This window comes from Streptomyces sp. NPDC088762 (assembly GCF_044750905.1).
Taxonomy (GTDB): Bacteria; Actinomycetota; Actinomycetes; order Streptomycetales; family Streptomycetaceae; genus Streptomyces.
The window spans coordinates 113650-140510 of the sequence record NZ_JBIVKT010000011.1 but is presented as its reverse complement, the minus strand read 5'-3'; the positions used below and the strand labels follow the sequence as shown (position 1 = coordinate 140510).

The 26861-nt window shown below is 73.1% G+C and carries 28 protein-coding genes; 13 read left to right on the top strand and 15 right to left on the bottom strand.

Translation table 11 applies throughout. From position 1 onward, the window contains the following. Positions 1 to 44: 44 nt before the first annotated feature. Together ACIP5M_RS23925 and ACIP5M_RS23920 are read left to right on the top strand one after the other, a co-directional pair. Entirely contained in the window at positions 45 to 494 is a 450-nt protein-coding gene (locus ACIP5M_RS23925; protein WP_401200282.1) for a GNAT family N-acetyltransferase, read from the top strand. Between the two features lie 243 nt (positions 495 to 737). Next, the gene (locus ACIP5M_RS23920; RefSeq protein WP_401200281.1) at positions 738 to 1202 is read left to right on the top strand and encodes an N-acetyltransferase; all 465 of its coding nucleotides are present in this window, start codon (positions 738 to 740) and stop codon (positions 1200 to 1202) included. Here ACIP5M_RS23920 and ACIP5M_RS23915 read toward each other — a convergent pair. Both ACIP5M_RS23915 and ACIP5M_RS23910 read right to left on the bottom strand, forming a co-directional pair. Then, the gene (locus tag ACIP5M_RS23915) at positions 1187 to 1777 is read right to left on the bottom strand and encodes a DUF4291 domain-containing protein (protein ID WP_401200278.1); all 591 of its coding nucleotides are present in this window, start codon (positions 1775 to 1777) and stop codon (positions 1187 to 1189) included. The two genes, ACIP5M_RS23920 and ACIP5M_RS23915, sit on opposite strands and share 16 nt — an antisense overlap. 118 nt (positions 1778 to 1895) lie before the next feature. Then, positions 1896 to 4379: a helicase-associated domain-containing protein gene (locus ACIP5M_RS23910; protein WP_401200276.1), complete on the bottom strand. Its 2484-nt coding sequence runs from the start codon at positions 4377 to 4379 to the stop codon at positions 1896 to 1898. Between the two features lie 86 nt (positions 4380 to 4465). Between ACIP5M_RS23910 and ACIP5M_RS23905 the strand changes: the two genes are divergently transcribed. Further along, positions 4466 to 5476, top strand: coding sequence for a hypothetical protein (locus ACIP5M_RS23905; RefSeq protein WP_401200273.1), 1011 nt, complete (start codon positions 4466 to 4468; stop codon positions 5474 to 5476). Between the two features lie 27 nt (positions 5477 to 5503). On the opposite strand, the gene ACIP5M_RS23900 is transcribed toward ACIP5M_RS23905, so the two are convergent. Next, positions 5504 to 6307: a hypothetical protein gene (locus tag ACIP5M_RS23900; protein ID WP_401200270.1), complete on the bottom strand. Its 804-nt coding sequence runs from the start codon at positions 6305 to 6307 to the stop codon at positions 5504 to 5506. A gap of 18 nt (positions 6308 to 6325) precedes the next feature. Continuing rightward, positions 6326 to 6838: a SigE family RNA polymerase sigma factor gene (locus ACIP5M_RS23895; RefSeq protein ID WP_401200267.1), complete on the bottom strand. Its 513-nt coding sequence runs from the start codon at positions 6836 to 6838 to the stop codon at positions 6326 to 6328. 152 nt (positions 6839 to 6990) lie between these two features. Here ACIP5M_RS23895 and ACIP5M_RS23890 point away from each other — a divergent pair, with 152 nt between their 5' ends. Continuing rightward, positions 6991 to 7674, top strand: coding sequence for an HAD family hydrolase (locus ACIP5M_RS23890; protein WP_401200264.1), 684 nt, complete (start codon positions 6991 to 6993; stop codon positions 7672 to 7674). An 11-nt stretch (positions 7675 to 7685) separates the two neighbouring features. On the opposite strand, the gene ACIP5M_RS23885 is transcribed toward ACIP5M_RS23890, so the two are convergent. Continuing rightward, on the bottom strand, positions 7686 to 7967 hold the full coding sequence (locus ACIP5M_RS23885; protein WP_401200261.1) for a hypothetical protein: 282 nt from the start codon (positions 7965 to 7967) through the stop codon (positions 7686 to 7688). Positions 7968 to 8145: 178 nt separating this feature from the next. Here ACIP5M_RS23885 and ACIP5M_RS23880 point away from each other — a divergent pair, with 178 nt between their 5' ends. Continuing rightward, complete coding sequence (locus ACIP5M_RS23880) at positions 8146 to 8529, top strand: cold-shock protein (RefSeq protein WP_322975534.1); 384 nt, start codon at positions 8146 to 8148, stop codon at positions 8527 to 8529. A 59-nt stretch (positions 8530 to 8588) separates the two neighbouring features. Here the strand turns inward: ACIP5M_RS23880 and ACIP5M_RS23875 are convergent, their stop codons facing one another. From ACIP5M_RS23875 to ACIP5M_RS23860, 4 genes are all read right to left on the bottom strand, one after another. Beyond that, complete coding sequence (locus tag ACIP5M_RS23875; RefSeq protein ID WP_401200259.1) at positions 8589 to 9446, bottom strand: 1,4-dihydroxy-6-naphthoate synthase; 858 nt, start codon at positions 9444 to 9446, stop codon at positions 8589 to 8591. Further along, positions 9436 to 10167 (bottom strand): futalosine hydrolase, encoded by a 732-nt coding sequence (locus ACIP5M_RS23870; RefSeq protein WP_401200256.1) that lies wholly within the window; start codon positions 10165 to 10167, stop codon positions 9436 to 9438. Before ACIP5M_RS23870 ends, ACIP5M_RS23875 begins: the two co-directional genes overlap by 11 nt. A gap of 13 nt (positions 10168 to 10180) precedes the next feature. Beyond that, positions 10181 to 10669: a DUF2771 domain-containing protein gene (locus tag ACIP5M_RS23865; protein WP_401200253.1), complete on the bottom strand. Its 489-nt coding sequence runs from the start codon at positions 10667 to 10669 to the stop codon at positions 10181 to 10183. A 328-nt stretch (positions 10670 to 10997) separates the two neighbouring features. Next, positions 10998 to 12371, bottom strand: coding sequence for an MFS transporter (locus ACIP5M_RS23860; RefSeq protein ID WP_401200250.1), 1374 nt, complete (start codon positions 12369 to 12371; stop codon positions 10998 to 11000). A 326-nt stretch (positions 12372 to 12697) separates the two neighbouring features. Between ACIP5M_RS23860 and ACIP5M_RS23855 the strand changes: the two genes are divergently transcribed. The 3 genes from ACIP5M_RS23855 (at position 12698) to ACIP5M_RS23845 (ending at position 15505) form a co-directional block, all read left to right on the top strand. After that, positions 12698 to 13630, top strand: a complete 933-nt coding sequence (locus ACIP5M_RS23855) for a DUF3027 domain-containing protein (protein ID WP_401200247.1) — start codon at positions 12698 to 12700, stop codon at positions 13628 to 13630. A gap of 33 nt (positions 13631 to 13663) precedes the next feature. Then, the gene (locus tag ACIP5M_RS23850) at positions 13664 to 13885 is read left to right on the top strand and encodes a hypothetical protein (RefSeq protein WP_401200245.1); all 222 of its coding nucleotides are present in this window, start codon (positions 13664 to 13666) and stop codon (positions 13883 to 13885) included. Between the two features lie 153 nt (positions 13886 to 14038). Further along, complete coding sequence (locus ACIP5M_RS23845) at positions 14039 to 15505, top strand: flotillin family protein (RefSeq protein ID WP_401200242.1); 1467 nt, start codon at positions 14039 to 14041, stop codon at positions 15503 to 15505. A 373-nt stretch (positions 15506 to 15878) separates the two neighbouring features. Here the strand turns inward: ACIP5M_RS23845 and ACIP5M_RS23840 are convergent, their stop codons facing one another. Then, positions 15879 to 16895 (bottom strand): WD40 repeat domain-containing protein, encoded by a 1017-nt coding sequence (locus ACIP5M_RS23840; protein ID WP_401200239.1) that lies wholly within the window; start codon positions 16893 to 16895, stop codon positions 15879 to 15881. 76 nt (positions 16896 to 16971) lie between these two features. Here ACIP5M_RS23840 and ACIP5M_RS23835 point away from each other — a divergent pair, with 76 nt between their 5' ends. Then, positions 16972 to 17655: a GDSL-type esterase/lipase family protein gene (locus tag ACIP5M_RS23835; RefSeq protein ID WP_401200237.1), complete on the top strand. Its 684-nt coding sequence runs from the start codon at positions 16972 to 16974 to the stop codon at positions 17653 to 17655. A 55-nt stretch (positions 17656 to 17710) separates the two neighbouring features. After that, positions 17711 to 18700: an aldo/keto reductase gene (locus tag ACIP5M_RS23830; protein WP_401200234.1), complete on the top strand. Its 990-nt coding sequence runs from the start codon at positions 17711 to 17713 to the stop codon at positions 18698 to 18700. A 213-nt stretch (positions 18701 to 18913) separates the two neighbouring features. Here the strand turns inward: ACIP5M_RS23830 and thpR are convergent, their stop codons facing one another. The 3 genes from thpR to ACIP5M_RS23815 are packed head-to-tail and all read right to left on the bottom strand — an operon-like array spanning position 18914 to position 21377. Next, entirely contained in the window at positions 18914 to 19468 is a 555-nt protein-coding gene (thpR, locus tag ACIP5M_RS23825; RefSeq protein WP_401200231.1) for an RNA 2',3'-cyclic phosphodiesterase, read from the bottom strand. Positions 19469 to 19503: 35 nt separating this feature from the next. Further along, positions 19504 to 20913 carry an MFS transporter gene (locus tag ACIP5M_RS23820; protein WP_401200228.1) on the bottom strand — a complete coding sequence of 470 codons (1410 nt, stop codon included), beginning with the start codon at positions 20911 to 20913 and terminating at the stop codon, positions 19504 to 19506. A 26-nt stretch (positions 20914 to 20939) separates the two neighbouring features. Then, entirely contained in the window at positions 20940 to 21377 is a 438-nt protein-coding gene (locus tag ACIP5M_RS23815) for a MarR family winged helix-turn-helix transcriptional regulator (protein WP_031157462.1), read from the bottom strand. Between the two features lie 133 nt (positions 21378 to 21510). On the opposite strand from ACIP5M_RS23815, the gene ACIP5M_RS23810 reads away from it, so the two are divergent. Then, on the top strand, positions 21511 to 21693 hold the full coding sequence (locus tag ACIP5M_RS23810; RefSeq protein ID WP_030010567.1) for a hypothetical protein: 183 nt from the start codon (positions 21511 to 21513) through the stop codon (positions 21691 to 21693). A 10-nt stretch (positions 21694 to 21703) separates the two neighbouring features. Here ACIP5M_RS23810 and ACIP5M_RS23805 read toward each other — a convergent pair whose 3' ends face one another. Continuing rightward, entirely contained in the window at positions 21704 to 23164 is a 1461-nt protein-coding gene (locus tag ACIP5M_RS23805; protein ID WP_401200224.1) for an NCS2 family permease, read from the bottom strand. A gap of 127 nt (positions 23165 to 23291) precedes the next feature. On the opposite strand from ACIP5M_RS23805, the gene ACIP5M_RS23800 reads away from it, so the two are divergent. After that, positions 23292 to 23570 (top strand): DUF2530 domain-containing protein, encoded by a 279-nt coding sequence (locus ACIP5M_RS23800; protein ID WP_401200221.1) that lies wholly within the window; start codon positions 23292 to 23294, stop codon positions 23568 to 23570. Here ACIP5M_RS23800 and ACIP5M_RS23795 read toward each other — a convergent pair. Further along, positions 23518 to 24222: an NIPSNAP family protein gene (locus ACIP5M_RS23795; protein ID WP_401200218.1), complete on the bottom strand. Its 705-nt coding sequence runs from the start codon at positions 24220 to 24222 to the stop codon at positions 23518 to 23520. The genes ACIP5M_RS23800 and ACIP5M_RS23795 overlap by 53 nt on opposite strands. Before the next feature lie 158 nt (positions 24223 to 24380). Here ACIP5M_RS23795 and ACIP5M_RS23790 point away from each other — a divergent pair, with 158 nt between their 5' ends. Further along, a complete protein-coding gene (locus tag ACIP5M_RS23790) occupies positions 24381 to 26858 on the top strand; it encodes an HAD-IC family P-type ATPase (protein ID WP_401200215.1) in 2478 nt (825 codons plus the stop codon). Positions 26859 to 26861: the final 3 nt, after the last annotated feature.

Sequence of the window (26861 nt, the reverse complement as noted above, 5' to 3'; positions counted from 1 at the left end):
GGAAGGCGCTTGACGGGGTGGGGAGGGGCGGTTTCGCTGGGGGAATGTCCGATCTTCGTATTGAGCCTGTGGGTTGCGACGTCACGCTCCGGGACTGGCGTCACATCCACAACCTGATCATTCCCACCGACCCGCTCTCCGCCGAGGACGTACGGGAGCGGGCCGGGCGCAACGTGCTGGAGATCGCGTACCTCGGCGACGCGCCGGTCGGCTGTACGACCGTGCGGCCGCCCCGGGACGGGGAGCCGGTGGCCACCGTGATCGCGCGGGTGCTCCCCCCGTACCGGGGCCGGGGCTACGGGGCGCTCCTATACGGGCGCGGTCTGGCGCAGGCGCGGGACCTGGGGGCCGAGCGGATCCAGACGGTGGTGCTCGAGTCGAATCCACAGGGGCTGCGGTTCGCGCTCGCGCACGGCTTCGTGGAGGTCGAGCGGTACCTGCTGCCCGGCCACGCCGTGCCCTTCATCGACCTCGAACTGCCCGAACGAGCCTGATCCCAGGCCCACGGGAGGAGGGTCAGGTCACCGTCTGGCTCGCGGGCCGGGGTGAGGTTCGGCGCTGCGGAAGGCTTCGGTCATCTACCGGAACAGTCGTTTCCATCCGACCGCCGCGGAGCTGCGCGCGCACGCGGCCGTCCTGCCGTTCACGGTGATCGCGACCCGGATGAGCGGCTGTACGGGAAGTTCGGCGTACGAAAAGCTGCTGAAGCTGGTCGCGCGGGCGCGTACGGTCCCGGCATGAGCGATGAGCAGCAGCGTTTTGTGCCCGACGGCTTCGAGGTGCCCACGACCCTGCTCGGCGACGGTTTCCGGCTGGAGCCGCTCGGCGCCGAGCACAACGAGCGGGACCTCGCCGCCTGGAGCGGGAGCATCGGGCACATCCGGGCCACCCCGGGCTTCGGGCGGAACTGGCCGCCGCTGGAAGGGATGTCCGCCGAGGCGAACCTGGCCGATCTGGTGCGCCACGCACAGGACTTCGCCGAGCGGCGCGGATTCACGTACAGCGTGCTGGAGGGGGAGACGGAGGTCATCGGGTGCCTGTACGTCTACCCCGGCAAGGAGCAGCCCGAGCGGGTGCAGGTCAGTTCCTGGGTACGGGCCGACCGGGCCCACCTCGACGTCCCGCTCTACGAGGCGGTGAGCCGCTGGCTGCGCGAGGTGTGGCCCTTCGACGCCGGGCGGATCGACTACGCGCCCAGGTGAGGCAACGGCCCTGACGGGTACGGGGTCTCGACCGGGAGCAGGGCGCGGGCCGCGGCCTCCTGACCGGAACGCAGCAGTCCGTGGATCTCCCGCACCAGCGGTGTCACATCGCGGATGGCGACCGTCCATTCGTCGGCGTACGCGCGGGAGGACGGGCCCGACAGGCCCAGCTGGAGGGAGCGGTACGGGAGCGGGTTCAGGTGCAGGTCCCGCTCGGGGTCCCACTGGACGCGGGCCGGGGCCGAGCGCAGCGACCGCTGCCAGGCCTCGTGGTCCTCGTGCACGCCGTGCTCGTGGTGGGACAGGCAGGCGCGGCGGAGCGCCTCGTCGAAGCCGGACCGGGTGATCTCGATCGCGAGCACCGTCTCCTGGTCGGCCTTGGTGGCCCAGCCGCAGCGGTACATCATCCACAGGAACGACGGTTTGACCCACGTCATCCGCTCGCGCTTCCAGGCGGGCGGGAAGCGGTTGTCGCGGGCGGCTGGTTCCCCCAGGTGGGGGGCGTACGCCTGGTAGACGGTGATGGTGGTGTCGGTGTGGTGGGCGCGGATCTGGCGGTTGGGTACGTCTGGCATGCGTTTAGGGTGCGGCGGGGTGGGTCTCGGTGGCGAGCCGTTTTCGTGCGGGTGCGGCGCCGTTGCCGGGGCGCTGCCCCGGACCCCGCGCCTCAAACGCCGGCGGGGCTGAAGAGGGTCAGAGGTGGTCTTCCGCCAGTTCTGCCACGCCCGTGATCCGGTGCAGTGCGTACGTCCGGACCTCGTCCGCCGTGTGGTCGTAGCCCGTGACGAAGCCGCCCTCCACCCGGACCGGGGCGATGACCCGCTGGCTCGCCGCGCCGTCCGCGTTGACGTAGCCGATCCACACGGCCGAGCCCGTCAGGGCGGCCGCCTGCACCGTCGCGAGGGTCTCCGCCGCGCTCGTACGCGGGAGTTCGCCGGGGACGACCGCGGCCGAAGCGGGCTCCTTGCGCACGGCCGTCGCCGCCAGGTCGCCCGCGCGGACGGCCCGGACGGCCGCCCCCAGCAGCGTGTCGTCCGGCACCGGCGGCCCGTCCGGCACCGGGACGGGCGCCGAGCGGGGCGGGGTGCGGTGAGCGTCGGCCCGCGCGACCAGCACGTCGCCGGTCAGGGACTCCGCGGCCGGCGCGTAGCCCATCGCCCGCAACCCCTCCAGCAGGGCGGTCGGTTCGGCCTGCGCGGCCAGCACGGTCGGCGCGAGGCGGCGCAGGCCCAGACCGGCCGAGCGCTTGTCGGCCAGGATCTCGCCCAGCATGGCGTCGTCGTCGCAGCGGACGTACGACGAGGCCGCGCCGACCCGCAGGTGGCCGTGGCGGCGGGCCACGTCGTCGATCAGGTAGGCCAGCGGCTGCGGTACCGGGGTGCGGCTGTGCTCCTTGAGGAAGGCGTGCAGGTCCGCGGCGGCGTGCCCGGCGTCCAGGGCGCGGCGCACCGACCCGGGCGTGAAGCGGTACACCGTCGCCCCGCCCTTGGACTCCACGTCGGCCAGCACCGCCAGGGTGTCCCCGAGCGGGCGGCGCAGCGGGCCCGGGGCCACCGCCGTCAGGTCGGCCTGGAGCAGGACGTGGTCCACCGGCTCCGGAAGCAACGGCTCCAGCAGCGGCGCCGGGTCGCGGTGCTCCAGCAGGGCGCGGCCGAAGCCGCTCAGCGCGCCCCGGCCGGTGACGCCGAGGACCTCCGCGTCGGTCAGCGTCCAGTGCGCGAGGCGGGCCCGCAGATCGCTCGCACTGCGTACGGGACGTTCCCACGCGAGCCGGTCCAGCAGGGCGTCCGGGTCGGGGGAGGCGCCCTCGGGCAGCTCTGCGAGGAGCTCCAGGACCCGGCGGCGCACCTCGGGGGCGGCGGAGCGGTCGAGTTCGGGGCCGAGCACCGACAGGGTGCGGCCCTTGGCGTCCTGCTCGCCGGCCAGCCCGGCGGTACGGGTGGCGGGCAGCCAGGCCGACGCCAGCGCCGACCACCGCTCGGCAGGCGGCAGTTCGCACCAGTCGTCGAAGGCGGGGGTGGGCGCGTACCGCTCGTCGACCTCCCCGTCACCGGCCAGCAGCCCAGCGGCGTAGGCCAGTTCGATCCAGAACGCCGCCGACTGCTCGGTGGTGTCCAGGGTCGCCGCGGCGCGCTTCAGGTCCCGTACGGAGAGCCCGCCCGCCCGCAGCACCGGCGGACCGGTGTGCTCCCAGGACTTCACCAGCTCCTCGACGGTGGACAGCGCGGCCAGCGCCTGCCCGGCGGCGTTCGCGTCCACAAGCTGTGGACGGTGCTCGCGGTGCGCCGGCACGGGCGGGGGCACGGGCGCGGTGTCCCGGTGCGCGAGGCCGCCGCGCAGGTGCAGCGCCACCTCGCGCGGCAGTACGACGGTCCGCGCGGACGCCGGCAGCAGCAGCCCGTGGTCGCGCAGCCAGCGCACCGGCGCGGTCGGGTTCGGGGTCACCTCGCCGTACGGCGGCCCCCACACGAGCCGCCCCAGCACCTGGTGGGCCTCGGCCGGGGCCTCGTCCAGCAGGGCGGACATCCGCTCCGGGTCGGTGAACAGCCCGGTCAGCGCGTTCACCGCGGACACCGGATCATGGGTGGCGGGCAACCCGACGGTGGCCACGATCTCCTGGATCCGGGTCGGCGACATCCCGGCCGTGGCCTCGGCGACGGTGGGCCCCAGGCCGGTGGGGGACGGCCGCTGGGCGGACGGCGAGAGCAGCTCGCGGGCGGTGCGCACCAGGCGCAGCCGGTCCTCGCCGCCCCACACCAGGGCCTGGTCGCGCAGGGTGCCCAGGGCGCGGGGGAGTGCGGCGCGGGCCCCGTTGTCCTCCCCGGTGGTGCCCTCCTCGCCGGTCAGCAGGGACTCCAGCACCTCGTACGGGCACGGGTCGGGAGCCACGGCGAGGGCCTCGGCGGTCTGCAGCGCGAACCGGTCCAGGCGCTCCAGCGCGCGCACCACCGAGGCCCGGGTCCCGGCGCGGGTGGCGAGCTGGGTGATGTCGCCGGGCACCGGGTTGAGCAGGTCGGGGCGGGCGCGCAGCAGGGCGGCGAGCGCCGCGTCGTCGCGGGCGCGCAGCGCCTCGGCGAGGGAGCGCGGGGCTCCGCTTCCGCCGGATCCTCCCGCAGTGCTTGCCTCGGGCACAGTCGCCTCCTGGTCGCGTCGGCCGGACCGTCGGCCGGTTCCCATCCGGCCAACGGTATCCGCTGCGCCCGCGGCAGCTCCACGGGCGCACGCGCTACCTTTCGCAGAGGCGGTACGGGAGGAGCCGGGGCATGGGGATCGAAAGCGACCATCTGGTCTACGAATATCTGAGCCGGGTAGGGGACTTGGCGCAGCAGCGGCAGCTGTCCTCCGGCGACCGGATGCGGCTGGTCGCGGGGCTGAGGGACGAGATCGACCGTCGGCGCGCCCGGTACGACCCGGAGACCCCGGCCGCCGTGCGCCGCATCCTGGAGCGCATCGGCACGCCGGAGGAGGTCCTGGACACGCTCGGCACCCTTTCGGCGCCGGAGCCCGCCCGCGCCGCCACGCCCGAACCGCCCGCCGGGGTACCGGCCCAGCGGAGTCCGGGGGCCCTGCGCCGCAAGCAGGTGCCGCCGCAGCGCCCGGCGGCGGAGCCGCGGAACGTGCCGCCGCACCTGGCCGGTCTCGACGAACTCGGCCCCTCCGGCGGGGAGGAGCCCGACTGGTGGCGGGTGGCTCCGGCCGCCTACGGGTCGGGCCCGCAGGTCGAGGGTTTCGCGGGCGGCATCGAGATCCCGGACCTGTTCAAGGAGGACCCGGAGGAGGAGACCGCGGAGCCGGCGACGCCGCCGCCCGGCGAGGAGGAAGGGCGCGGGCGGTCCCTCGTACGGTTCCTGCGCGAGCGGCGGCGTGCGAAGAAGGCGGCGGCCGCCGAGGCCGCCGAGGCCGCCGGGCCGGGAGCCGCCGGGGCGGCCGCCGCGCCCCGGCCGCGGCCGAACGCGTTCCTGATGCTGGCCGCGGCCGTCCTCGTCGTCGGCGTCGTCACCGGCTACTGGCTGCTGCTCGTCGTCGGCTGGCTCCTTCCGTACGCCTCCCGCGTGCTGGGGCCCGCCGAGCGCAAGTGGGCCGTCCTCGGTCCGCCCGGCGTGGTCCTCACCGGGGCGCTCGTGTGGCTGTGGGGCCGGATGAACGGCAAGTGGGGCGAATCCCTCGCCGAGGACCAGCTGAGCGGGGTCCTGCAGGGCATGTGGCCGTGGCTGCTGAGGGGCGCGGCCCTGGCGTCCGTGCTGTACCTGGTGTGGCGGGCCCGGCGGCGCTGACGGGCCGGCCGCGGCGTCGCCCGGGTCTCAGCCGAGGGGGACGACCGTCTGCTTCTCCTGCACCGGCTGCCGGTCGGCGTCCTTGACCAGGTCGAGGAAGGCGGGCGCCTTGGCGACCTCCAGCAGCTGCTCCTTGGTGACGGGTGCCGAGGTGTTCGAGGCTTCGTGCGAGCCGACGGACAGCACGACGTCGCTGGTGCCGTAGTGGAAGAAGACACGGGACTCGGTGACGGTGGCGGAGTTGACCGGCGCGGTCGCCGCGCTGACCTCGGTGCCGTCCGGCAAGGTGGCCTTCGCGCAGGTCTGGCCCTTCACCTCGAGGCAGGGCTTGTCGTTCCTGCCTGCCTCCGAAGGGCGTACCGAGAAGACGACGGTGAACGTCTTGCCGTCCTTGGTGAGCTGGTAGAGGCGCACGTTGAGGTCGGTCCGCTGCAGGGTGCCGAAAGCCCCGGGCAACAGGCCCCGGAGCACGCCGACCGCCTGGTTCTGGAAGTTCTCCTGCCGTGCCCGCACGTCGGGCGGCAGCGCGGACATCGGTGTCTCGCCCGGGGTCGGTTCCAGGTGGACGGGCGGCTGCGGCTTGGCGGTCTCCGGGGGCACCGCGGCCACCCCGGTCGCGCCCCGCGCGCCCTCGCCCCCACCCGGCAGCGCGAGCCCCCCGGCTGCGGCGAGCGCGGCGACGGCCAGCACCGCGCCGCCCATCGCCGCCCGGGCGCGCGCCTTGCGGCGCCGGCCCTGGGCGCGGGCCGGACCCGTCAGGTCCGGCAGCGGGGGCAGGTCGGCGGTCGTCCGTTCCATCGCGTCCCGGACGAGGTCTTCGTCGATACCCATGAGCTCCGTCTCCTTCGGTCAGTTCTCGGTGGCGTAGAGGTGGACCTCGCCGAGCTGGGTGCGCAGCCGGGCGAGTGCGCGCGAGCACTGGCTCTTGACCGTTCCCTGGCTGCAGCGCAGCAGGTCCGCGACGGTCTCGACGCTCAGGTCCTCCCAGTAGCGCAGGACGACCATCGCCCGGGCCCGCGGCGGGAGTTCGGCCAGCGCGGCGAGCAGCGTGACGCGCAGCTCGGCGTGCTCGGGCATCGGTGGCGGGCCGGCCTTCGTGTGCGCCAGCAGGTCCCGCAGGCGGCGGCGCCGCTCGGCGAGGAAGGTGCGGGTCAGCACGGTTCTGGCGTACGCGTCGGGGTGGTCGGCGGCGGCGACCCGCCGCCAGTGCTGGAACAGCTTCGCGAGCGTCGTCTGGGTCAGGTCGCGCGCACCGTCGGCGTTGCCGCAGAGCAGGTACGCGGTCCGGTACAGCTTGCGCTGACTCGCCCGGGCAAAGGTCTCGAAGTCGTGCCCGGAGTCAAGCGCGGTGCCTGGCGGCATCTGGCCTCCCCTTCCATCGTGTCTCTCATCCCTGTCCCGAGTCCTGCCGCCCGCAAAAGGTTGAGACGGTTTCCCGGCTTTTTCGCGCCGCCCCGGTCGTTCCCCCGCTCTTCGCCCCGCGGGCGGTCCGCCGCGCCGGCCGCCTCGGCACAATGGGCGGTATGAACCTCACCGTCGGCTTCGACCTCGACATGACCCTCATCGATTCCCGGCCGGGCATCAGGGCCGCCTACCAGGCCCTGTCGGCCGAGACGGGCACGTTCATCGACGCCGACGCGGCGGTCACGCGGCTCGGGCCGCCGCTGGACGAGGAGCTGGCGTACTGGTTCCCGGCGGCCGAGATCCCCGCCATGGCGGACCGCTACCGGGAGATCTATCCCACATTCGCCATCGAGCCGACCCCGGCGATGCCGGGCGCGCGCGAGGCGATCGAGGCCGTACAGGCGCTCGGCGGGCGGGCGATCGTCGTCACCGCCAAGCACGAGCCGAACGCCCGGCTGCACCTGGAGCACCTGGGCATCGAGCCGGACGCGGTGGTGGGCTGGCTCTGGGCGGAGGCCAAGGCCGGTGCGCTGCGCGAGTACGGCGCCCAGGTCTACGTCGGCGACCACGTCGGGGACGTCCGCGGGGCCCGTACGGCGGGCGCGCTGTCGGTGGCGGTGCCGACGGGGCCGTGCCCCGAGCCGGAACTGCGGGAGGCGGGCGCGGACGTGGTGCTCAGGGACCTCACCGAGCTGCCGCAGTGGCTCGCGCGGTACGTCGCGCAGCTGCCGGCGGGCCCCACCGCCCAGCCGGCCGAAGCCCAGGCCCCCGCAGCCTGCGCCGCCGAGGCCTAGCCCCGCGAGGCCTAGCCCCGCGCAGCCTGCGCCGCCGCAGCCCGGGCCTGCGAGGCGCGGGCCTCGCGCCGCTGCGCCGCGGCCGAGCGCAGCACGCCCGCCGCGGAGATGGCGAAGCCGACGCCCATCAGCATGCACACGGCCCACGCGTACGACGGGAACGGGTCCGTGCCCAGGAAGAGCGGGGCCATCGTCACCAGCGTGGCGACGGCGCCCGCGATGAACACGATGCCGCCGGCCCGGACCAATGCGTCGCCGGGCCGCGCTTCGTCGGAACGAGGAGTAACAGTCACCTCACCAGGGTAGTTCCCCTGCCTGAAGCAGCCGACGGCGTGGGGCCGGGGAACGTCTTGTCACACGGCCCCCGACCATTAGCCTTGAGGTGGCGGGTCACACATGACCCGCTGCGCTGTTATCCGGAGCCGTTCCGCGGACTCCGGACCCCGACGAGCACAAGGACAGAGGACGGACGTGCCTACCGGCAAGGTCAAGTGGTTCAACAGTGAGAAGGGCTTCGGCTTTCTCTCCCGCGACGACGGCGGCGACGTCTTCGTCCACTCGTCGGTGCTCCCTGCCGGGGTCGACTCCCTCAAGCCCGGCCAACGCGTCGAGTTCGGGGTCGTCGCCGGCCAGCGCGGTGACCAGGCACTTTCCGTGACGGTCCTGGACCCGGCGCCGTCGGTCGCGGCCGCGCAGCGCCGCAAGCCCGACGAACTCGCCTCGATCGTGCAGGACCTCACGACGCTGCTCGAGAACATCACGCCGATGCTGGAGCGGGGCCGCTACCCCGACAAGGTGCACGGCACGAAGATCGCCGGACTGCTGCGCGCGGTGGCCGACCAGCTCGACGTCTGATCCTCGCGCGACCTGTGCCCCGCCACTCGCAAGAGCGGCGGGGCACAGCCGTCGCGGGGCTACGGGAAGCTCAGCGCGTCCGGCGCAATGGCCGGTACCAGCCCCTCGGCCGCGGCCCGCGTCAGCAGCCCGCGTACGGCCGCGTAGCCGTCCTCGCCGAGGCCGGCGGTGAACTCGTTGACGTAGAGCCCGATGTGCTGGTCGGCGACGTCCGGGTCCAGCTCCTGCGCGTGGGCGCGTACGTAGGGGCGCGAGACCTCCGGGTCCTCCCAGGCCATCAGGACCGACGTCCGGGCGGAGGCGGCCAGTTCGCGCAGCCGTTCCTCGCCCAGCGAGCGCTTGGCGATGATCGCGCCCAGCGGGATGGGCAGTCCGGTCGTGGACTCCCAGTGCTCGCCCATGTCGGCCAGGCAGTGCAGCCCGTAGTCCTGATAGGTGAAGCGGGCCTCGTGGATGACCAGCCCGGCGTCCACCCGGCCGTCGCGCACGGCGGGCATGATCTCGTTGAACGGCAGCACGACCACCTTGCCGACGCCGTCGGGCAGCACGTCCGCCGCCCACAGCCGGAACAGCAGGTAGGCGGTGGAGCGTTCGCTCGGCACGGCGACCGTCTTGCCGGCCAGGTCCACGCCCGGCTCGCGGGTGAGCACGAGCGGTCCGCAGCCGCGCCCCAGCGCCCCGCCGCAGGGGAGCAGCGCGTAATCCTCCAACACCCAGGGCAGGACGGCGTACGACACCTTCAGCACGTCCAGCTCGCCGCGTTCGGCCATGCCGTTGGTGATGTCGATGTCGGCGAAGGTGACGTCGAGGGCGGGCGCCCCCGGGACGCGGCCGTGCGCCCAGGCGTCGAAGACGAAGGTGTCGTTGGGGCAGGGCGAGTAGGCGATCTGCACGGCGTCGCCGGCCTTACCGGTCATGGCGTTCTCCCCAGTTCGCGAGTACGGGCCCCAGGGCGCGGAAACCGTCGGAGAGGGCGGCGAGCGCGTCGCCGATCCGCCAGGCGGCACGGTCGCGGGGGCCCACGGCATTGGACACGGCGCGGATCTCCAGCACGGGCAGCCCGTGCGCGGCGGCCGCCTCGGCGACCCCGAAGCCCTCCATGGCCTCGGCCCCGGCCATCGGGTGCCGGGCGGCGAGCGCGGCGGCGCTCGCGGCGGTGCCGGTGACGGTGGAGACGGTGAGCACGGGCGCGAGCAGCGCCCCGGTCGCCTCGGCGGCGCGGGCGGCCAGCTCGGCGGGCGGCAGGTGCACGCTGTGCCCGAAGCCGAGCGCCTGGACGTCGAGGAAGCCCTCGGGGGTTTCGGCGCCCAGGTCGGCGGCGACGATCGCGTCCGCCACGACGAGCGAGCCGAGCGGGGCGGCGGGCTGGAACCCGCCGCCGATGCCGGCGGAGACGACGAGGCCGTACTCGCCCAGGGCGAGCGCGGTCGCGGCGCCGGCGGCCGCCGCGGCCGGCCCGACGCCGGCGGCGACCACCTCGAAGGCGGCGCCGGGGAGGTCCCGCCGGATGATCGGGTAGCCCCCGGGCAGGGTGCGCGGCTCGTGACCGGGGAGGTCCGGATGAGGGGTGGACCCGGTCAGGCCACTGACGACGGAGTCTGCCTCCGCCGCCACCGCGGTCACGACGAGCACGCGCACCGGTGCCGTCCGGCTACTTGAGCTTGAGGTTGAAGGTCCAGACGGACAGCGGCTTGCCGTCCTCGGCGACCTGGACGAACGCGAGCTTCTTGGAGGCCGGGGCCTCGCCCTGGCCGCCGGTCGCGAAGACGTCGGCGCCGGGGAAGCTGCGGTAGGTGTTCTCGGACGGCTCGGTGATGGGCTGGCCGTCCAGGACCGCCTGCCACTTCTTGCCGTCCTCGACGACGTCGGGCTCGACCCCGAGGCGCAGGGTGTCGCCGCGGCCGTACTCGACGGTCTTGGCGTCCTTGAGGTTCGTGAGGCACTCCTGGACCTTGTCCATGGAGAGCGGCTCCTTGCCGCCGTGGCAGGCGGCTTCGGCGGACACCGAGGAGCCGCCCACCGTCACGGTCGCCAGCGGTGTCGGCTTGTCGCAGGCGGAGAGGAGGAGGAGGCCGGCGGACACGGCTCCGAGGGCCGCGACGCTGCGGTGGGCCCTACCCGAGAAAAGCGGTGCGGTCATGAGCCGAAGGCTATCGGGCCCGTCGGCTGCGCCGCAGCAGGGGTCCCATCGCCGGCCTGCGGCGCGGCGCGTCCCGCCTGCGGCGTCGCTCCCCCGACCATGCCGTGGTGGCCCGTGGGCGGCGGGTGCGGCGCCGCTGCCGGGGCTCCGCCCCGCACCCCGCGCCTCAAACGCCGGCGAGGCTGGATTTGCCCCCGCCGACTGTCGGGCGCGGCGCCGTCTGTGCCCGCACCCGTGCACCGAGGCGGGCAAAATCCAGCCCCTCCGGCGTTTGAGGAGCGGGGTGCGGGGCGGAGCCCCGGTTGTGAACCCGCACCGGGCCATACGGCTAGGCCACTCGGGGCCGGGTCGTGCCCTGCTGGTGGTGGCGGGGGCCGGTGAGGAGGCCGCGGAGGGCCATCGTCGTGCCCAGCGCGACCATGGCGGCCGCGACCGACATGCCCAGGACCCCGTTCAACGGCAGTGCGATGCCGATCGCGCCGCCCAGCACCCACGCCACCTGGAGCAGCGTCTCCGAGCGGGCGAACGCCGAGGTCCGGACCGCCTCCGGAACGTCCCGCTGGATCATCGCGTCCAGCGACAGCTTCGCGAGGGCCTGGCAGATGCCCGCCGTGGCGCCCAGCACCGCCATCAGGAACCCGCTGAAGAAGATCGCCGCGAACACCGCCGCCGCCAGCGTCAGGCACAGCACCGCCGCGATGATCCCCTCCGGCGCCCGGGACCGCAGCCACGCCCCCACCGCCGTCCCGCACGCGTTCCCGACGCCCGCCGAGACCGCCACGATGCCCAGCGACACGGCCGCGCTCTGGCCCGCCAGGGGATGCTCCCGCAGCAGGAACGCCAGGAAGAAGATCAGGAACCCGGACAGCCCGCGCATCGACGCGTTCGCCAGCAGCCCGTACAGCACCGACGGGCTCACCGTGCGCAGCCCCGGCCGCTTCGAGTGCGCCTCGTGGGTCGACAGCCGGGCCCGGCGCTCGCCCTTCGCCTCGTCCACCTTGTGCGGCAGCGAGAACGCCGCGAAGGTCCCCCAGATGAAGATCGCGCAGGCCCCGTACAGCGGCCACGGCGGGCCGAGCGAGTGCAGGGCGGCCCCCACCGGCGCCGCCGCGCCCGTGGCCAGCAGGCCGGCCAGCGTCACCCGCGAGTTCGCCTTGACGAGTGAGAACCTGGGCGGGAGCAGCCGCGGTACCACCGCGCTGCGCACGACCCCGTACGCCTTCGAGGCGACCAGCACGCCCAGCGCCGCCGGATACAGCTCCAGCCCGCCCGTGGCCACCGCGCCCGACATCATCAGCGCCAGCAGCGCCCGCGTCAGCATCGCGGCCGCCATCGCGGCCCGCCGCCCGTGCGGCAGCCGGTCCAGCAGGGGACCGATCACCGGGGCCAGCAGGGTGAAGGGGGCCATCGTGATCGCCAGGTACAGGGCGACCCGGCCGCGCGCCTCGTCCGTCGGAACGGAGAAGAACACCGTCGAGGCCAGCGCCACCGTGATCATCACGTCGCCGGCGCCGTTGATGGCGTGCAGCTCGATCAGCCTGCCGAGACCCGACTCACCGGCCCCGTGCGCGTGTGTGGCGCGCCGGATCCCGCGCGCCGTGCCGGTGATCGGCAGGTGCAGCGCACGCCCCAGGGCCCGGCCGGCCCGCCTGGCCGGTCCCGAGCCGTCGGCGGACGACCGTACGGGTGCCACATTCGCCATACTGCCCCACCGGGCCCTCCGGGACCCCTTCCGGCGCGTCGCGGGCCGCCCGCTTGTCCGCGAATCGGACCTTGCATGTGGGCCCGGGGCGTCGGAGGAGGTAGCGTGCGTAGCGCGCCACCGGCGGTTGCTCTTGGCCGCGCGCCTCTTCGCGATCCCGCAGAATGGATAGCAGGTGGGTGCGCCCGGAGTCCGATCGGGTGCGGACGTCGACGCGGCCCTCTGGTCCGCTCCGCCCGCGCTTCGTACGGACAGCACCGGCGGGTCGTTGTGGACGACAGTACGGACGGCGCACTCGTGAGACGGCGTAGGAGAGAACGAGACCAGTGAGTGCTGCGACGACGCGAAGCCGTACCCCGCGTACCCCTGCCCCCGACCGCCTGTGCGTCGAGGCGGTGGACCTCGCCCGCGCGGCCGCCGAGGAGGCCGCCTTCCCCGGCGTGGTGGGCGAGCACGTCTCCGCGGTAGCGGAGGGCGACCGGGTCGTCACCCACTTCTTCGAGGCCAAGGAGCCGGGCTACCGCGGCTGGCGCTGGGCCGTCACCGTCACCCGCGCCTCCCGCGCGAAGAACGTCACCCTCGACGAAACGGTGCTGCTGCCCGGCGAGGACGCCCTCCTGGCCCCCGAATGGGTGCCGTGGAGCGAGCGGCTGCGCCCGGGCGACATGGGCCCCGGCGACCTGCTGCCCACCGACGCCGACGACCTGCGGCTGGAGCCGGGCTGGACGGACGAGGACGCCCCGCCGCCGAACTCGGTGGTCTCCGAGGAGATGGCCGAACTGGTCGAGGCGGAGGACGCCGACGTCACCGACCGCGTGGTCGTCCCGGCGCGCGGCTCCATCACCGCGGTCGCCGAGGAACTGGGCATGCGGCGCAGGCGGGTCCTCTCCCGCTACGGGCTGCACAGCGCGGCCGACCGCTGGGACGACTCCTTCGGCGCGAAGACCCCGATGGCGCAGGCGGCGCCGGCGTCGTGCGTGTCGTGCGGCTTCCTGGTCGCGATCGGCGGCTCGCTGGGCCAGGCCTTCGGTGTCTGCGCGAACGAGTTCTCGCCGGCCGACGGCCGGCTGGTGTCCCTGTCGTACGGCTGCGGCGGCCACTCGGAGGCCGCGGTCATGCCGAAGCCGCTGCGGCCGGCCCCGCCGGTGCTGGACTCGATGGCATCGGACGACTTCCCCCTGCGCCCCGCCGTCCAGGAACCCGACACGGGCTCCGTCCCCGTCTCGGACCTTCCGGCGGAGGACCTCGGCCACTCCTAGCGGCCCCGGCGGCGCCGCGCGTACGCTCGGCCCATGGGGGGCGACACGGACATGGTGGGGATGACCGGGCGGGTGACCGGGACGGTCGGGCCGGGGCTCGTCGGTGAGGTCATCGTCCGGATCCGCGGCGGGGCCGAGCACTTCCTCGCGCACCCGGTCGCGGGGACCGGACGGCTGGCCGTCGGGAGGGTGGTGACGGTGGTCGAGTACCTGCCGCCGCGCACCGTCTACGTGATGGCCGCCTACGACGGCTGAGCCTGCGCACGCCCGGCACCGCGTCCGCCCGCGGGCCTCGCGTCCGTGTCCGTATCAAGATGGCGACAAGAATGATCCGGCCACTTCTCCGGGGGTCGGTACAGGCGCAGACTCGCCCTCGTCGGTGCCGAACGGCACCGCGATAAGGGGGCGTTGCCGGTGGCTGTCGGCGTCGTGGCGGGAATCGTTCTCGCCGCAATCGTGGCCTTGATCGGCCTGTTCAAGCTCATGTGGCGGGTGGCCGAACCCAACGAGGCACTCGTCATCTCCGGGTCCGCGCACAAGACCGAGGGCATCGGCGAGGGCATGGGGTTCCGCATCGTCACCGGGCGCGGAACGCTCGTACTGCCGGGCGTGCAGGCGGTGCGGAAACTGTCCCTGGACCTCAACGAGACGCAGCTGTCGGTGGACTGCGTCACCCACCAGGGCATCCCCCTGCGCGTCAAGGGCGTGGTGATCTTCAAGGTCGGTGACGACCTCGTCTCCATCGCCAACGCGGCGCGCCGCTTCCTGGACCAGCAGAAGATGATGCCCGAGCGGGTGCACATCGTCTTCGCCGGCCATCTGCGCTCGATCGTGGGCGGGTTGACGGTCGAGGACATGATCCGCGACCGGGAGAAGCTGACCGGGCAGACCCGGATGGCGTGCGGTACGGAGATGGAGAAGCTCGGCCTGATCGTCGACTCGCTGCAGATCCACGAGATCGAGGACCCGACCGGCTACATCAAGAACCTGGCGATGCCGCACGCGGCCGCCGTGCAGCGGGACGCGCGGATCGCCCAGGCGGAGGCCAACCGGCTGGCGACGGAGGCCGAGCAGGCCGCGTCGGCACGGATGGCGGAGGCGACGCGCGACAGCGAGATCCTCCAGGCCGGCTACCAGGCGGAACGGGACAAGGCGGCCGCGGCCGCCCGGCAGGCGGGGCCGCTCTCGGAAGCCGCTGCCCGCCAGGAGGTCGTGGTCCAGGAGACGCGGGTCGCGGAGCTGGAGGCACACCGGCGCGAGCAGCAGCTCCAGGCGGACGTGCGCAAGCCGGCGGACGCGGCGGCCTACGAGACCCGGACCAGGGCGGAGGCCGAGCGCGACGCGCGGATCTCGGCGGCGCAGGCCAAGGCGAAGGAGACGGAGCTCGCGGCCGCCGCCGAGGCGACCCGGGTGACGACGGCGGCGGCGGCCGACGCGAAGGCGACGGAGGCCCGCGGCCTGGCGGCGGCGACCGCGACCCGGGCGACGGGCGAGGCGGAGGCGGCGGCGACCCGGGCGAAGGGCCTCGCGGCGGCCGAGTCGGCGAAGGCGAAGGGCCTCGCGGAGGCGGAAGCGATCAAGGCGCGGGCGTCGGCCCTGGCGGAGAACCAGGAAGCGGTGGTGGCGCAGCAGCTGGCCGAGAACTGGCCGGCGATCGTGGAGGCGGGGGCCGGGGCGTTCGGGAACGTGGAGCACATGGTCCTGCTGAACGGGGCCGAGGGCATGTCGGAGATGTTCGCCAAGGCGCTGACCATGGGCGGCACGGGCCTCGGCCTGGCCCGCCAGCTCCTCTCCACGATGTCCCAGCCCCCCACCACCCCCACGGCCCCGCCCAACGGCACGGCGAACGGCCGCATCCCCATCCGGGAGGAGTAACCGGCCCGGCGCACCACCCGCGGCCTTCCCCTGCGGCGCTGCCGGGGCGCTGCCCCGGGCCCCGCGCCTCAATCGCCGGCGAGGCTGGAATTGCCTCCGGGCAGGCCGGCCGGCCGGCCGGCCAGTACTCCGGGCGCTTGAAGCGTGGAGTGTGCGGCGCCGCTGCCGGGGCGCTGCCCCGGGCCCCGCGCCTCAATCGCCGGCGAGGCTGAAGTGGCCGGACGGGCCAAGCGGCCAATCCAGCCCCTCCGGCGTTTGAGGAGCGGGGTACGGGGCGGAGCCCCGGAGCTTTGAGCCGTACCCGGCAGGCCACGCCGGGCAAACCCAGCCTGGGGGGCCGGGGCCGCAGGCCCTGGGCCCCGGGGTTCGGGGGCTACTCCGGGCTGCGGCGGCGGAACAGGCGTTTTGCGACGAACGCCAGGGTCAGGGCCCCCGCCAGGACGAGGGCACCCTTCGTGAAGCTGCCCTCCCCACCCGGCGACGGCGCAGCCGGAGCGCCCGGCTGGGGCGCCGCCGAGGCCTCCTCGTCGGTGGTGGCCAGCGGCACCGCGACGACGGGGCTCGCCTCACCCTCCGCGCCGAACATCAGCGCCGAGCCGTCCGCCGCGTAGGTCACCGACTCCGCCTGCCCCTGCCACGGGGCATCCACCCGTTCGCCCTCCCCCTCCGGCCGCCCGTCCTTCCACCCGTACGTACGGGCCGTGAAGTAGCCCCGCAGCGTCAGCTTGCTCCCGTCCGGCGAGAACGCCCCGTCGGTCACCCACGGCACGTCCGCGATCCGCCGGAACACGTTCGCCCCGGAGGCCGAGAGCTGCTCCGGGCCCTCGTACAGCCCGCCCTTGCTCTCGTTCTTGCTCGCGATGTACACCCGCCCCGTCACCGGATGCACCATCAACGCCTCCGCGTTCCGCGGCCCGTCGGCGTACCGCACCGTGAACTGCGCCGCCTTGATGCTGACGTCGCCCAGTTCCTTCGGCTCCGGGAAGCGGTAGATCCACACGTGGTTCCAGGTTCCGTCCCGGTTGTCGCCGATGTCGCCCACGTACAGCTGCCCGTCCGGCCCCAGCGAGATCGCCTCGACGTCGCGCGGCTTCCCGATGCCCGTCAGCGTCACCCGGGCCACCGTCTTGCCGGTCGCCGAGTCCACCGCGTACACGTATGGGCCGTCGTCGCTGTCGTTGTGCGTCCAGTAGACCCCTGGATGGATCCGGCTGGCCGCCAGCCCGCTCGACTCCCTGATCCGCGGGTCGGTGATGGTGAAGGACGAGGCCACCGGCGCCGGCGCCCCGGCCGCGAAGGCCGCTCCCCCCGGCGACAGGACGACGAGGACGGCGGCAAGCACGGCGGCAGGGCCGGCGGCGAGGGCGGCGGAGGAGGGCAGCAGGCGCATCCCCCCAGCCTGCCAGCCCGCGCGGCGTGTCCGGCATCACAACAGTGCCTGTCGCGTGATCCGCGATGATGACCGGATGCGTTTCATGTTCGTCGGTGACTCCATGACCATCGGACGCGCCGGCGACTACACCTGGCGCTACCGGATGTGGCAGCACCTGAACTCCACCCTCGGCCGCGCCCACGAGATCGTCGGCCCGCGCAGCGAGCTGTACGACACCTCCGCCGACACGCCCACCAGCCACGCCTACGCCGACCCCGGCTTCCCGCCGGAAGCCCGCCGCCATCTGGCGGGCTGGGGCGAGGGCTGGCAGCACATGGCCCCCCTCATCGGCCCCGCCGCCGGCGCCGGCCGGGCCGACGTCCTGCTCGTCTCCCTCGGCCTGATAGACCTCGGCTTCTACACCGCCGCCGACGAGACGGCCGCCAACGCCCGCCGCTTCATCGCGGCCGCGCGGGAGGCCCGCCCGGCCGTCCGGATGGTCCTGCTGCCCGTCATCCCGAACGTCCGGGCCGAGGAGGACGCCCCCTTCGCGGCCGAGGTGGCCCGCTTCAACGAGCTGCTGGCCAAGGCGGTCGCCGATCTGACGACCGACGCCTCGCCGATCCTGCTGGCCGCGCGCCCGCAGTCGTACGACATCCACCGGGACACCTACGACGGCACCCACCCCAACGCCTCCGGCGAGCACCGCCTTGCGGGGGAGTTCGCGGCGGTCCTGCACCAGGCGTGGGGGATCGGCGGGCCGTACCGCCGTCGCTGACGACCCGCGGGAGGCCCTTGCTTCGAGTGCACTCGAAGCAGTTGGCTTGGGACCCATGAAGTACACGCAGCTCGGACGCACCGGACTCAAGGTCAGCCGACTCGTCCTCGGCACGATGAACTTCGGTCCCCAGACCGACGAACCCACCAGCCACTCGATCATGGATGCCGCGCTCGACGCGGGCCTGAACTTCTTCGACACCGCCAACGTCTACGGGTGGGGCGAGAACAAGGGCCGCACCGAGGAGATCATCGGCACCTGGTTCGCCCAGGGCGGCGGCCGCCGCGACAAGACCGTCCTCGCCACGAAGGTCTACGGGTCCATGGCCCGCGACGGCGAGACCTGGCCCAATCACGACCGGCTGTCGGCGCTGAACATCCGACGGGCCGTCGAGGCGAGCCTCAAGCGGCTCCACACCGACCACATCGACGTCTACCAGTTCCACCACATTGACCGCCGGACCCCCTTCGAGGAGATCTGGCAGGCCGTCGACGTACTCGTCCAGCAGGGCAAGATCCTCTACGCCGGCTCCTCCAACTTCCCCGGCTACAAGATCGCCCAGGCCAACGAGGCGGCCGCCCGGCGCGGCGGCGTCGGCCTCGTCAGTGAGCAGTGCCTCTACAACCTGGCCGAGCGGCGCGCGGAGATGGAGGTCATCCCGGCCGCCCAGGAGTACGGCCTCGGGGTCATCCCCTGGTCCCCGCTCCACGGCGGCCTGCTCGGCGGGGTCATAAAGAAGGAGACCGAGGGCGGCCGCCGGGCCGAGGGCCGGTCCGCGGACGCGCTGGCCAACAGCGCGGTACGGGCGCAGGTGCAGGCGTATGAGGACCTGCTGGAGAAGCACGGCCTGGAGCCCGGCGAGACCGCGCTGGCCTGGCTGCTGACCCGGCCCGGGGTGACCGGCCCGATCGTGGGGCCGCGCACGGGCGAGCAGTTGGAGAGCGCGCTGCGCGCGCTGGAGCTGGAGCTGAACGACGAGCTCCTGACGGCCCTGGACGAGATCTTCCCGGGCCCCGGCCCGTCCCCGGAGGCCTTCGCCTGGTGAGCGGCCGCGCCCTCGCCCCGCACCGTGGTGATCGCGGTGCGGGGCGAGGGGCGGTTTCCGGGAGGTCCAGTGCTCCTGGCTACTGCCCGACGGCGGCCGCCACGGCCACGACGACGAACATCAGCACGAGCACACCGGCCATCACACGGTTTCTGGTCTTGGGATCCACCCGTCGAGCCTAACGCGGCCGCCGGCCGACCCGGCACCGGCCCCTCAGCCCTCCAGGGGCCAGGACCCGACGGTCTCGTAGCGGGGCTGTTCGCGGGGCACACCGCTGACGGGCAGGTGGCTGCGGACGAGGCTGAGCGTGCCGACCTGCCAGGGCGTGCCCTCGAAGCCGGCGAGGGCGTCCAGGTACGGGCGCAGGTGGGCGGAGGCGTCGCGGCTGCGGGCCAGGGTGACGTGCGGGGTGTACCGGCGGTGCTGTCCCATCGGCACCCCGGCGCGCCAGGCGGCGGCCTCGGCGCGGTCGGCGAGCAGCCGCAGCGCGGGCAGGTCCCCGGCGGCCCCGGTCCACAGGGTGCGCTCCCCGAAGTGCCCGGCGCCGTGCAGGCGCAGGGTGAAGGGCGCGGTGTGGTGGGCGGCGCGGGCGAGGCGGGCGTGGAGCTCGGGGAGCACCTCGTCCCGTACCTCGCCCATGAAGGCGAGCGTGAAGTGCCAGGCGGCCTCCGCGGCCCACTTCAACCGGTCGTCGCGCAGCGGCTCCACGGCCTCCCGCAACTCGGCCACGGCCGCCGCGGGCGGCAGGACGGCGGCGAACAGTCTCATCCCCCGACCCTAACGGCGCCCCCGCCCCCGGGCCCCTACGCGGCGGGCACCAGCTCGCGCCGCGCCGCCGGCACGAAGGTCACCCCGCGCCGGTCCACCCGGACCCGGAGGTTGCCCACGCGGGCCAGGACCACCGCGATGGCGACCCCCGCGGCCAGCGAGATCACGCCGCCCGCGGCCATGCCGATCCGCGCGCCGTACGTGTCCGTGATCCAGCCCATCAGCGGGGCACCCAGCGGGGTACCGCCGGTGAAGACCATCATGAACAGCGCCATGACCCGCCCCCGCATCTCCGGATCGGTGGCCATCTGCACGCTGGAGTTGGCCGTGACGTTGACCGTCAGGCCGAAGATCCCGATCGGCACCAGGAGCGCCGCGAACAGCCAGAAGCCGGGCGCGAAGGCGGTTACGAGCAGCAGGATCGAGAACAGCACGGCCGCCGTCACCAGCAGCCGCAGGCGGGAGAGCCCGCGCCGGGCCGCGAGCAGGGCGCCCGCCAGGGACCCGGCCGCGATCAGGGTGTTGAAGAGCCCGTACGTGCCCGCGTCCCCGTGGAACACGTCGCTCACGAACGCCGACAGCCAGATCGGGAAGTTGAACCCGAAGGTCCCGATGAAGCCGACCAGCACGATCGGCCAGACCAGCTCCGGCCGCCCGGCGACGTAGCGCAGGCCCTCGCGCAGCTGCCCCTTGGCGCGGGGCTGCGGCTCGACCGGGTGCAGCTCGTGCGCCCGCATCAGCAGCAGGCCGGCGATGGGCGCTGCGAACGACAGCCCGTTCAGCAGGAAGGCCCAGCCGGAGCCGACGGCGGTGATCAGCACACCGGCGATCGCCGGGCCGACCAGCCGCGCGGACTGGAAGTTGGCCGAGTTGAGGCTGACGGCGTTGGCGACCTGCTCCTTGCCGACCATCTCGGAGACGAAGGTCTGCCGGGCCGGGTTGTCCACGACGGTGACGAGGCCGAGCAGGAAGGCGGCGAGGTACACGTGCCAGACCTGGACGTGTCCGGCCAGCGTGAGCACGGCCAGTGCGACGCCCGTCAGGCCCATCGCGCTCTGGGTGGCGATCAGCAGCGGCCGCTTGGGCAGCCGGTCGGCGAGTACGCCTCCGTAGAGGCCGAACAGCAGCATCGGCAGGAACTGCAGCGCGATGGTGATGCCGACGGCGGAGGCGGAGCCGGTCAGGGAGAGGACCAGCCAGTCCTGGGCGATGCGCTGCATCCAGGTCCCGGTGTTCGAGACGACCTGGCCGGTCGCGAAGAGCCGGTAGTTCCGGATCTTCAGCGAGCTGAACATCGAGTTCTTGCCCGCGGAGGGAGCGGATGGAGCGGATGCAGCGGATGCCGATGTGGCGGTCGCGGCGGGAGCCGCGGTCGCGGCCGGTGCCGCGGTGGTGGGGGTGGATGTGTGGCCGGGTGCGGAGTCTGCTCCGGTTCCCGTACTCAAAAGCGTTCGCCTCCTGGCGTCGTTCCTTACAAGTGCGCGAGCTTCTCCAGGACGGGCGCGGCGGCGCGCAGCTTGGCCCACTCGTCCTCGGTCAGCTCGGCCGCGAGCCCGGCCAGGAAGGCATTGCGCTTGCGACGGCTCTCTTCGAGCATCGCCTCGGCTGTCTCCGTCTGGCGGACCACCTTCTGGCGGCGGTCGTCGGGGTGCGGCTCCAGCGTGACCAGTCCCTTGGCCTCCAGCAGCGCGACGATGCGTGTCATCGACGGCGGCTGGACGTGCTCCCGGCGGGCCAGCTCTCCGGGCGTGGCCTGGCCGCAGCGGGCGAGGGTGCCGAGGACCGACATCTCGGTCGGGCTCAGCGACTCGTCGACGCGCTGGTGCTTCAGGCGCCGGCCCAGTCGCATGACGGCGGAGCGGAGATCGTTCACGGCGGCAGCATCGTCGCCATGGGAAAGGTCATGCATGTCCTTAGAATAACTCATTACTCTAGCTAAGGAAAACGGGGTTAAACCGGCCATGGGTCGGCATCACTCGTACGGGTGAGTCGGGCGCGGAAAGTGACACGCGTCCCCACCGTCTGCCCCGACTCTTTGCGGCATGGGGACACATGTGCTGAGCATGCGCATAGACGGGGAGCTCCTCGACAGGCTCCGGATCCATGCCGCCAAACGCGGAATGAGCGTCCAGGACTATGTGGTCCGGACGCTCATTCGCGATGACTTCGACGAGCGCTTCAAGGCGGCCGTCGACGAGACGGAGAAGTTCTACGGGCTGACGTGAGCCCGCGTGCCTACGTGAGGCCGAGGGCCGGCATCGCGTAGTAGAAGACGAACACCGCCGACACGACGTACATCGCCACCGGGACCTCGCGGCCCCGGCCGGTCGCCAGGCGCAGCGCGCAGAAGCTCACGAAGCCGATGCCGATGCCGTTGGTGATCGAGTAGGTGAAGGGCATCATCACCATGGCCAGGAAGGCCGGGACGGCGATGGTGAAGTCGCTCCAGTCGATGTCCTTGACCGAGCCCGCCAGGATCAGGAAGCCGACCGCGACCAGGGCGGGCGTGGCCGCCTGGGACGGGACCATCGTGGCGAGCGGGGTGAGGAACAGCGCGACGGCGAAGAGACCGCCCGTCACGACGTTCGCCAGACCCGTACGGGCACCTTCGCCGACGCCGGCCGTGGACTCCACGAAGCAGGTGGTGGCCGAGGAGGAGGTCGCGCCGCCCGAGGCGACGGCCAGGCCGTCGACCAGCAGGACCCGGTTGATCCCGGGGAACTCGCCGGTCTTCTTGTCGATCAGCTTCGCCTCGTCGCCGACGCCCAGGATCGTGCCCATGGCGTCGAAGAAGCAGGACAGCAGCACGGTGAAGACGAAGAGGACGCCGGTCAGCACCCCGACCTTGCCGAACCCGCCGAACAGGCTGACCTGGCCGACGAGCCCGAAGTCGGGCGCGGCCACCGGGTTGCCGGGCCACTCGGGAACGGTCAGGCCCCAGGCGGTGGCAGGCAGCTGGGTGACCAGCTGGACGGCGACGGCGACGACGGTCATCACCACGATGGAGATCAGGATCGCGCCCGGCGTCTTGCGGATCAGCAGGGCGAGGGTCAGCAGCACCCCGACGACGAAGATCAGTACGGGCCATCCGTGCAGGTGGCCGCCCGTGCCGAGCTGGAGCGGGACGGTGGTGTGCGCGAGGTCGGGAATGCGGGTGACGAAGCCCGAGTCCACCAGGCCGATCAGCATGATGAACAGGCCGATGCCGATGGCGATGCCCTTGCGCAGGCCGAGCGGGACGGCGTTCATGACCCGCTCGCGCAGACCGGTGGCGACCAGCAGCATCACGACGAAGCCGGCGAGGACCACCATGCCCATCGCGTCGGCCCAGCTCATGCGGGGGGCGAGCTGGAGGGCCACGACGGTGTTGACGCCGAGACCGGCCGCGAGCGCGATGGGGACGTTGCCGATGACACCCATGAGGAGGGTGGAGAAGGCGGCCGTCAGGACGGTCGCGGTGACGAGCTGGCCGCCGTCGAGCTGGTGCCCGTACATGTCCTTCGCGCTGCCGAGGATGATCGGGTTCAGCACGATGATGTAGGCCATCGCGAAGAAGGTCGCGAAACCGCCGCGGACCTCGCGGGCGAGGGTCGAGCCGCGCTCGGAGATCTTGAAGTAGCGGTCCAGTCCTCCGGAGGGTTCCTGGGGGGAGGGGTCCGGACGGAGGGGAGCGGGGGCGGGGGCCGGAGTGCTCATACGGTCCTCATGGGGTGATTCAACAGAGAAAAGGGCCTCGCCCAGGTCGTTTCAGTATGAACACATGAACGAAAGGGCGTCCATCTCCGCGCGTAGACCTCGAATCGGCGCACCTAGACTGGGGGGCATGGCGAAATGGACCCCCAAGCACGAGGCGCCCGAGCCCCTGGAGGGCCCGATCGTCGCCACCATCACCGGCGGCACGATCCTGTGGTTCGCCCTGTTCGTGGTCCAGCTGCCCTTCTACGGCTGGTTCGCCGACCGGGACCTGCTGTGGTGGGTCTGGACCTGCGCGGCCGGCGGGTTCCTCGGCCTGATCGGCATCTGGTACGTCCGGGGGCGCGACGCGGCCCTCAAGCGGCACGCGGCGGAACGCGCCGCCGCGGAGGCGGACCGCTCCGCGTAGGCTCCAGCCGCAGCAGCTGCGGTGGTGTGTGCAGGTGCTCCGGCAGGTCCGCCAGGTCCTGCAGGTCCGCCGGGTCCTGCAGGCCGGGCACGGGGCGTTCCCCGCCGGTCGTGAACCACACGAAGACGTCCTCGCCCGTGCGGACCGGCAGCGCCGGGAAGGTGTTCTCCGCGTGCTCGGTGCGGTGCACGGCCGACGGAGCGGAGCCGGCGGCGGTCAGCGCCGGCCGGATCCGCCGGTCGAAGTGGCGCCCGAAGGCCTCCGCGTCCAGCGGATGGCAGACGGTCGCGGTCACCGGCCCCCCGGAGTCCGGGGCGGCGAAGCCGGGCCCGCGCAGCAGCAGTACGTCGTCCGAGTCCAGCATGGTCGCGTTGGCCGCCTCGCGGTGGGCCCGCCACACGGGGCCGTCGTAGAAGGCGTGCAGAGCCCGCTCCCGGGCCGCCATGTCCGGGAAGCTGCGCAGCCATACGAACCGGTCCGGATCGTCCAGGTCGCGGAACCGGCCGCCGACGGTGATGCCGGCCGCCTCCTGTCCGGTGACGAACTCCCGCTCGAAGAGTTCGATCAGCGTGTCCCGGGCGCCGGGGCGCAGGGTGTACTGCCGCAGCTCGACGATGACGTCGGCCGCGGGGACGGCGTGCAGGGGGTTCATGGGTTCACGGCGTTCATCGCGTTCATGGAGCGGAGGCTAGGGCCGGTCCACTGACATCCACCGTCAGTGGAACCAAGGGACGATTCGGGTCATCCCGAGGTCGTATCTTCCGGCTTCTCGGCGGGTGAAGCGTTCGAACGCCCTTTACCGTCGAAAGCATGACGCAGCGGGCGAAGATCGAATCCGACGGGCCCGACCCGGACCGGGGCGGCGGCTCCGGAGTCACCGGCACCGCCATCGACGCGGGGGCCGAGCTCGATCCGGTGCACCCGGTGAAACCGCCCGCCCCGCTGTTCAAGCCGGGCGGCCTGACCACCGCCGAAGTGGCCGAGCGCGTCGCGCGCGGCGACGTCAACGACGTCCCCGTCCGCAGCAGCCGCTCCGCCGCCGACATCGTCCGCGCCAACGTCTTCACCCGCTTCAACGCCATCATCGGCGTCCTCTGGGTGATCATGCTCTTCGTCGCGCCGATCCAGGACAGCCTGTTCGGCTTCGTGATCATCGCGAACACCGGCATCGGCATCATCCAGGAACTGCGCGCCAAGAAGACCCTCGACGGCCTCGCCGTCATCGGCGAGGCCAAACCCAGCGTCCGCCGCGACGGCCGCACCGCCGAGATCTCCACCTCCGAGATCGTCCTCGGCGACGTCATCGAACTGGGCCCCGGCGACAAGGTCGTCGTCGACGGCTCCGTCGGCGAGGCCGACAGCCTGGAGGTCGACGAGTCCCTGCTGACCGGCGAGGCCGATCCCGTCCTGAAGAAGCCCGGCGACCAGGTCATGTCCGGCTCCTTCGTCGTCGCCGGCGGCGGCGCGTTCACCGCCACCAAGGTCGGCCGCGAGGCCTACGCCGCCCAGTTGGCCGAAGAGGCCTCCCGTTTCACGCTGGTCCACTCCGAGTTGCGCTCCGGCATCTCCACCATCCTCAAGTACGTCACCTGGATGATGGTCCCGACCTCCATCGGCCTCATCGTCAGCCAGCTGATCGTCAAGGACTCCAACCTCAAGGACTCCATCGCCCGCACCGTCGGCGGCATCGTCCCGATGATCCCCGAGGGACTGGTCCTCCTCACCTCCGTGGCCTTCGCGATCGGCGTCATCCGCCTCGGCCGCAAGCAGTGCCTGGTCCAGGAACTCCCCGCCATCGAGGGCCTCGCCCGTGTCGACGTCGTCTGCCTCGACAAGACCGGCACCCTCACCGAGGGCGGCATGGACGTCACCGAGCTCCGTCCGCTCGGCGGCGCGGAAACCTCGTACGTCGAGAAGGTGCTCGGCGCCCTCGGCGAGTCGGACCCGCGCCCCAACGCCAGTCTCCAGGCGATCATCGACGCGTATCCCGACAGCGCGGAGTGGCGCTGCACCGAGTCGCTCCCCTTCTCCTCCGCCCGCAAGTACAGCGGCGCCAGCTTCAGCGAGGGTGACGGCGAGAACAACACCTGGCTGCTCGGCGCCCCCGACGTCCTCCTCCCCGCCGGAGACCCCGCCCTCGACGAGATCAACGACCTCAACGAGCAGGGCCTGCGGGTCCTCCTGCTGGCCCGCTCCGCCCGCGAACTGGACGACGCGGCCGTCGCCACCGGCGTGCGGCCCACCGCCCTGGTCGTGCTGGAGCAGCGGCTGCGGCCGGACGCCGCCGACACCCTGCGCTACTTCGAGGACCAGAACGTCAGGGCCAAGGTCATCTCCGGCGACAACGCGGTCTCCGTCGGCGCGGTCGCCGGCAAGCTGGGCCTGCCGGGCGCGGAGAACACCGTCGACGCCCGCAAGCTCCCGGCCGAACCGGGCGACATGGCCGACGCCCTCGACGGGAACTCCGTCTTCGGCCGCGTCACCCCGCGGCAGAAGCGCGACATGGTCGGAGCCCTCCAGTCCAGGGGACACACGGTCGCCATGACCGGCGACGGAGTCAACGACGTGCTCGCCCTCAAGGACGCCGACATCGGCGTGTCGATGGGCTCCGGCTCGGAGGCCACCCGCGCCGTCGCGCAGATCGTCCTGCTCAACAACAGCTTCTCGACGCTGCCGTCGGTCGTCGCCGAGGGCCGCCGGGTCATCGGCAACATCACCCGGGTCGCCACCCTCTTCCTGACCAAGACCGTCTACTCGGTCCTCCTCGCCGTCCTGGTGGTCTGCTGGCAGGTCGAATACCCCTTCCTGCCCCGCCACCTGACCCTCCTGTCCACGCTCACCATCGGCGTCCCGGCCTTCTTCCTGGCCCTGGCCCCGAACAAGGAACGCGCGAGGCCGCACTTCGTGAAACGCGTGATGCGCTACGCCGTCCCCGGCGGTGTCATCGCGGCGACGGCCACCTTCCTCACCTACCTGCTCGCCCGCGCCCACTACACCGGCCCCGACTCCCTCAAAGCCGAGACCAGCGCGGCGACCCTGGCCCTCTTCCTCACCTCGATGTGGGTCCTGGCGATCATCGCCCGCCCGTACACGTGGTGGCGCGTCGGCCTGGTCGGCGCCATGGCCGGCGCCTTCCTGGTCGTCCTCGTCGTCCCCTGGCTGCAGGACTTCTTCCAGCTCAAGCTCGAGGGCAACACGATGCCGTGGACCGCGGTCGCCCTCGCCGCGGCCGCCGCCACCCTGATCGAGTTCACCTTCCGCTGGGTGGACCGCCGCTTCCCGGCGTAGCCG

Coding starts and splice junctions, on each gene's coding strand:
- ACIP5M_RS23835 (WP_401200237.1), top strand. CDS start 16,972: ATGCGTTTCATGTTCGTCGGTGACTCCATGACCATCGGACGCGCCGGC.
- ACIP5M_RS23910 (WP_401200276.1), bottom strand. CDS start 4,379: ATGGGAACCGGCCGACGGTCCGGCCGACGCGACCAGGAGGCGACTGTG.
- ACIP5M_RS23925 (WP_401200282.1), top strand. CDS start 45: ATGTCCGATCTTCGTATTGAGCCTGTGGGTTGCGACGTCACGCTCCGG.
- ACIP5M_RS23840 (WP_401200239.1), bottom strand. CDS start 16,895: ATGCGCCTGCTGCCCTCCTCCGCCGCCCTCGCCGCCGGCCCTGCCGCC.
- ACIP5M_RS23890 (WP_401200264.1), top strand. CDS start 6,991: ATGGGCGGTATGAACCTCACCGTCGGCTTCGACCTCGACATGACCCTC.
- ACIP5M_RS23895 (WP_401200267.1), bottom strand. CDS start 6,838: ATGCCGCCAGGCACCGCGCTTGACTCCGGGCACGACTTCGAGACCTTT.
- ACIP5M_RS23905 (WP_401200273.1), top strand. CDS start 4,466: ATGGGGATCGAAAGCGACCATCTGGTCTACGAATATCTGAGCCGGGTA.
- ACIP5M_RS23800 (WP_401200221.1), top strand. CDS start 23,292: ATGGCGAAATGGACCCCCAAGCACGAGGCGCCCGAGCCCCTGGAGGGC.
- ACIP5M_RS23850 (WP_401200245.1), top strand. CDS start 13,664: ATGGGGGGCGACACGGACATGGTGGGGATGACCGGGCGGGTGACCGGG.
- ACIP5M_RS23815 (WP_031157462.1), bottom strand. CDS start 21,377: ATGCATGACCTTTCCCATGGCGACGATGCTGCCGCCGTGAACGATCTC.
- ACIP5M_RS23865 (WP_401200253.1), bottom strand. CDS start 10,669: ATGACCGCACCGCTTTTCTCGGGTAGGGCCCACCGCAGCGTCGCGGCC.
- ACIP5M_RS23900 (WP_401200270.1), bottom strand. CDS start 6,307: ATGGGTATCGACGAAGACCTCGTCCGGGACGCGATGGAACGGACGACC.
- ACIP5M_RS23860 (WP_401200250.1), bottom strand. CDS start 12,371: ATGGCGAATGTGGCACCCGTACGGTCGTCCGCCGACGGCTCGGGACCG.
- thpR (WP_401200231.1), bottom strand. CDS start 19,468: ATGAGACTGTTCGCCGCCGTCCTGCCGCCCGCGGCGGCCGTGGCCGAG.
- ACIP5M_RS23830 (WP_401200234.1), top strand. CDS start 17,711: ATGAAGTACACGCAGCTCGGACGCACCGGACTCAAGGTCAGCCGACTC.
- ACIP5M_RS23810 (WP_030010567.1), top strand. CDS start 21,511: ATGGGGACACATGTGCTGAGCATGCGCATAGACGGGGAGCTCCTCGAC.
- ACIP5M_RS23875 (WP_401200259.1), bottom strand. CDS start 9,446: ATGACCGGTAAGGCCGGCGACGCCGTGCAGATCGCCTACTCGCCCTGC.
- ACIP5M_RS23805 (WP_401200224.1), bottom strand. CDS start 23,164: ATGAGCACTCCGGCCCCCGCCCCCGCTCCCCTCCGTCCGGACCCCTCC.
- ACIP5M_RS23920 (WP_401200281.1), top strand. CDS start 738: ATGAGCGATGAGCAGCAGCGTTTTGTGCCCGACGGCTTCGAGGTGCCC.
- ACIP5M_RS23795 (WP_401200218.1), bottom strand. CDS start 24,222: ATGAACCCCCTGCACGCCGTCCCCGCGGCCGACGTCATCGTCGAGCTG.
- ACIP5M_RS23915 (WP_401200278.1), bottom strand. CDS start 1,777: ATGCCAGACGTACCCAACCGCCAGATCCGCGCCCACCACACCGACACC.
- ACIP5M_RS23790 (WP_401200215.1), top strand. CDS start 24,381: ATGACGCAGCGGGCGAAGATCGAATCCGACGGGCCCGACCCGGACCGG.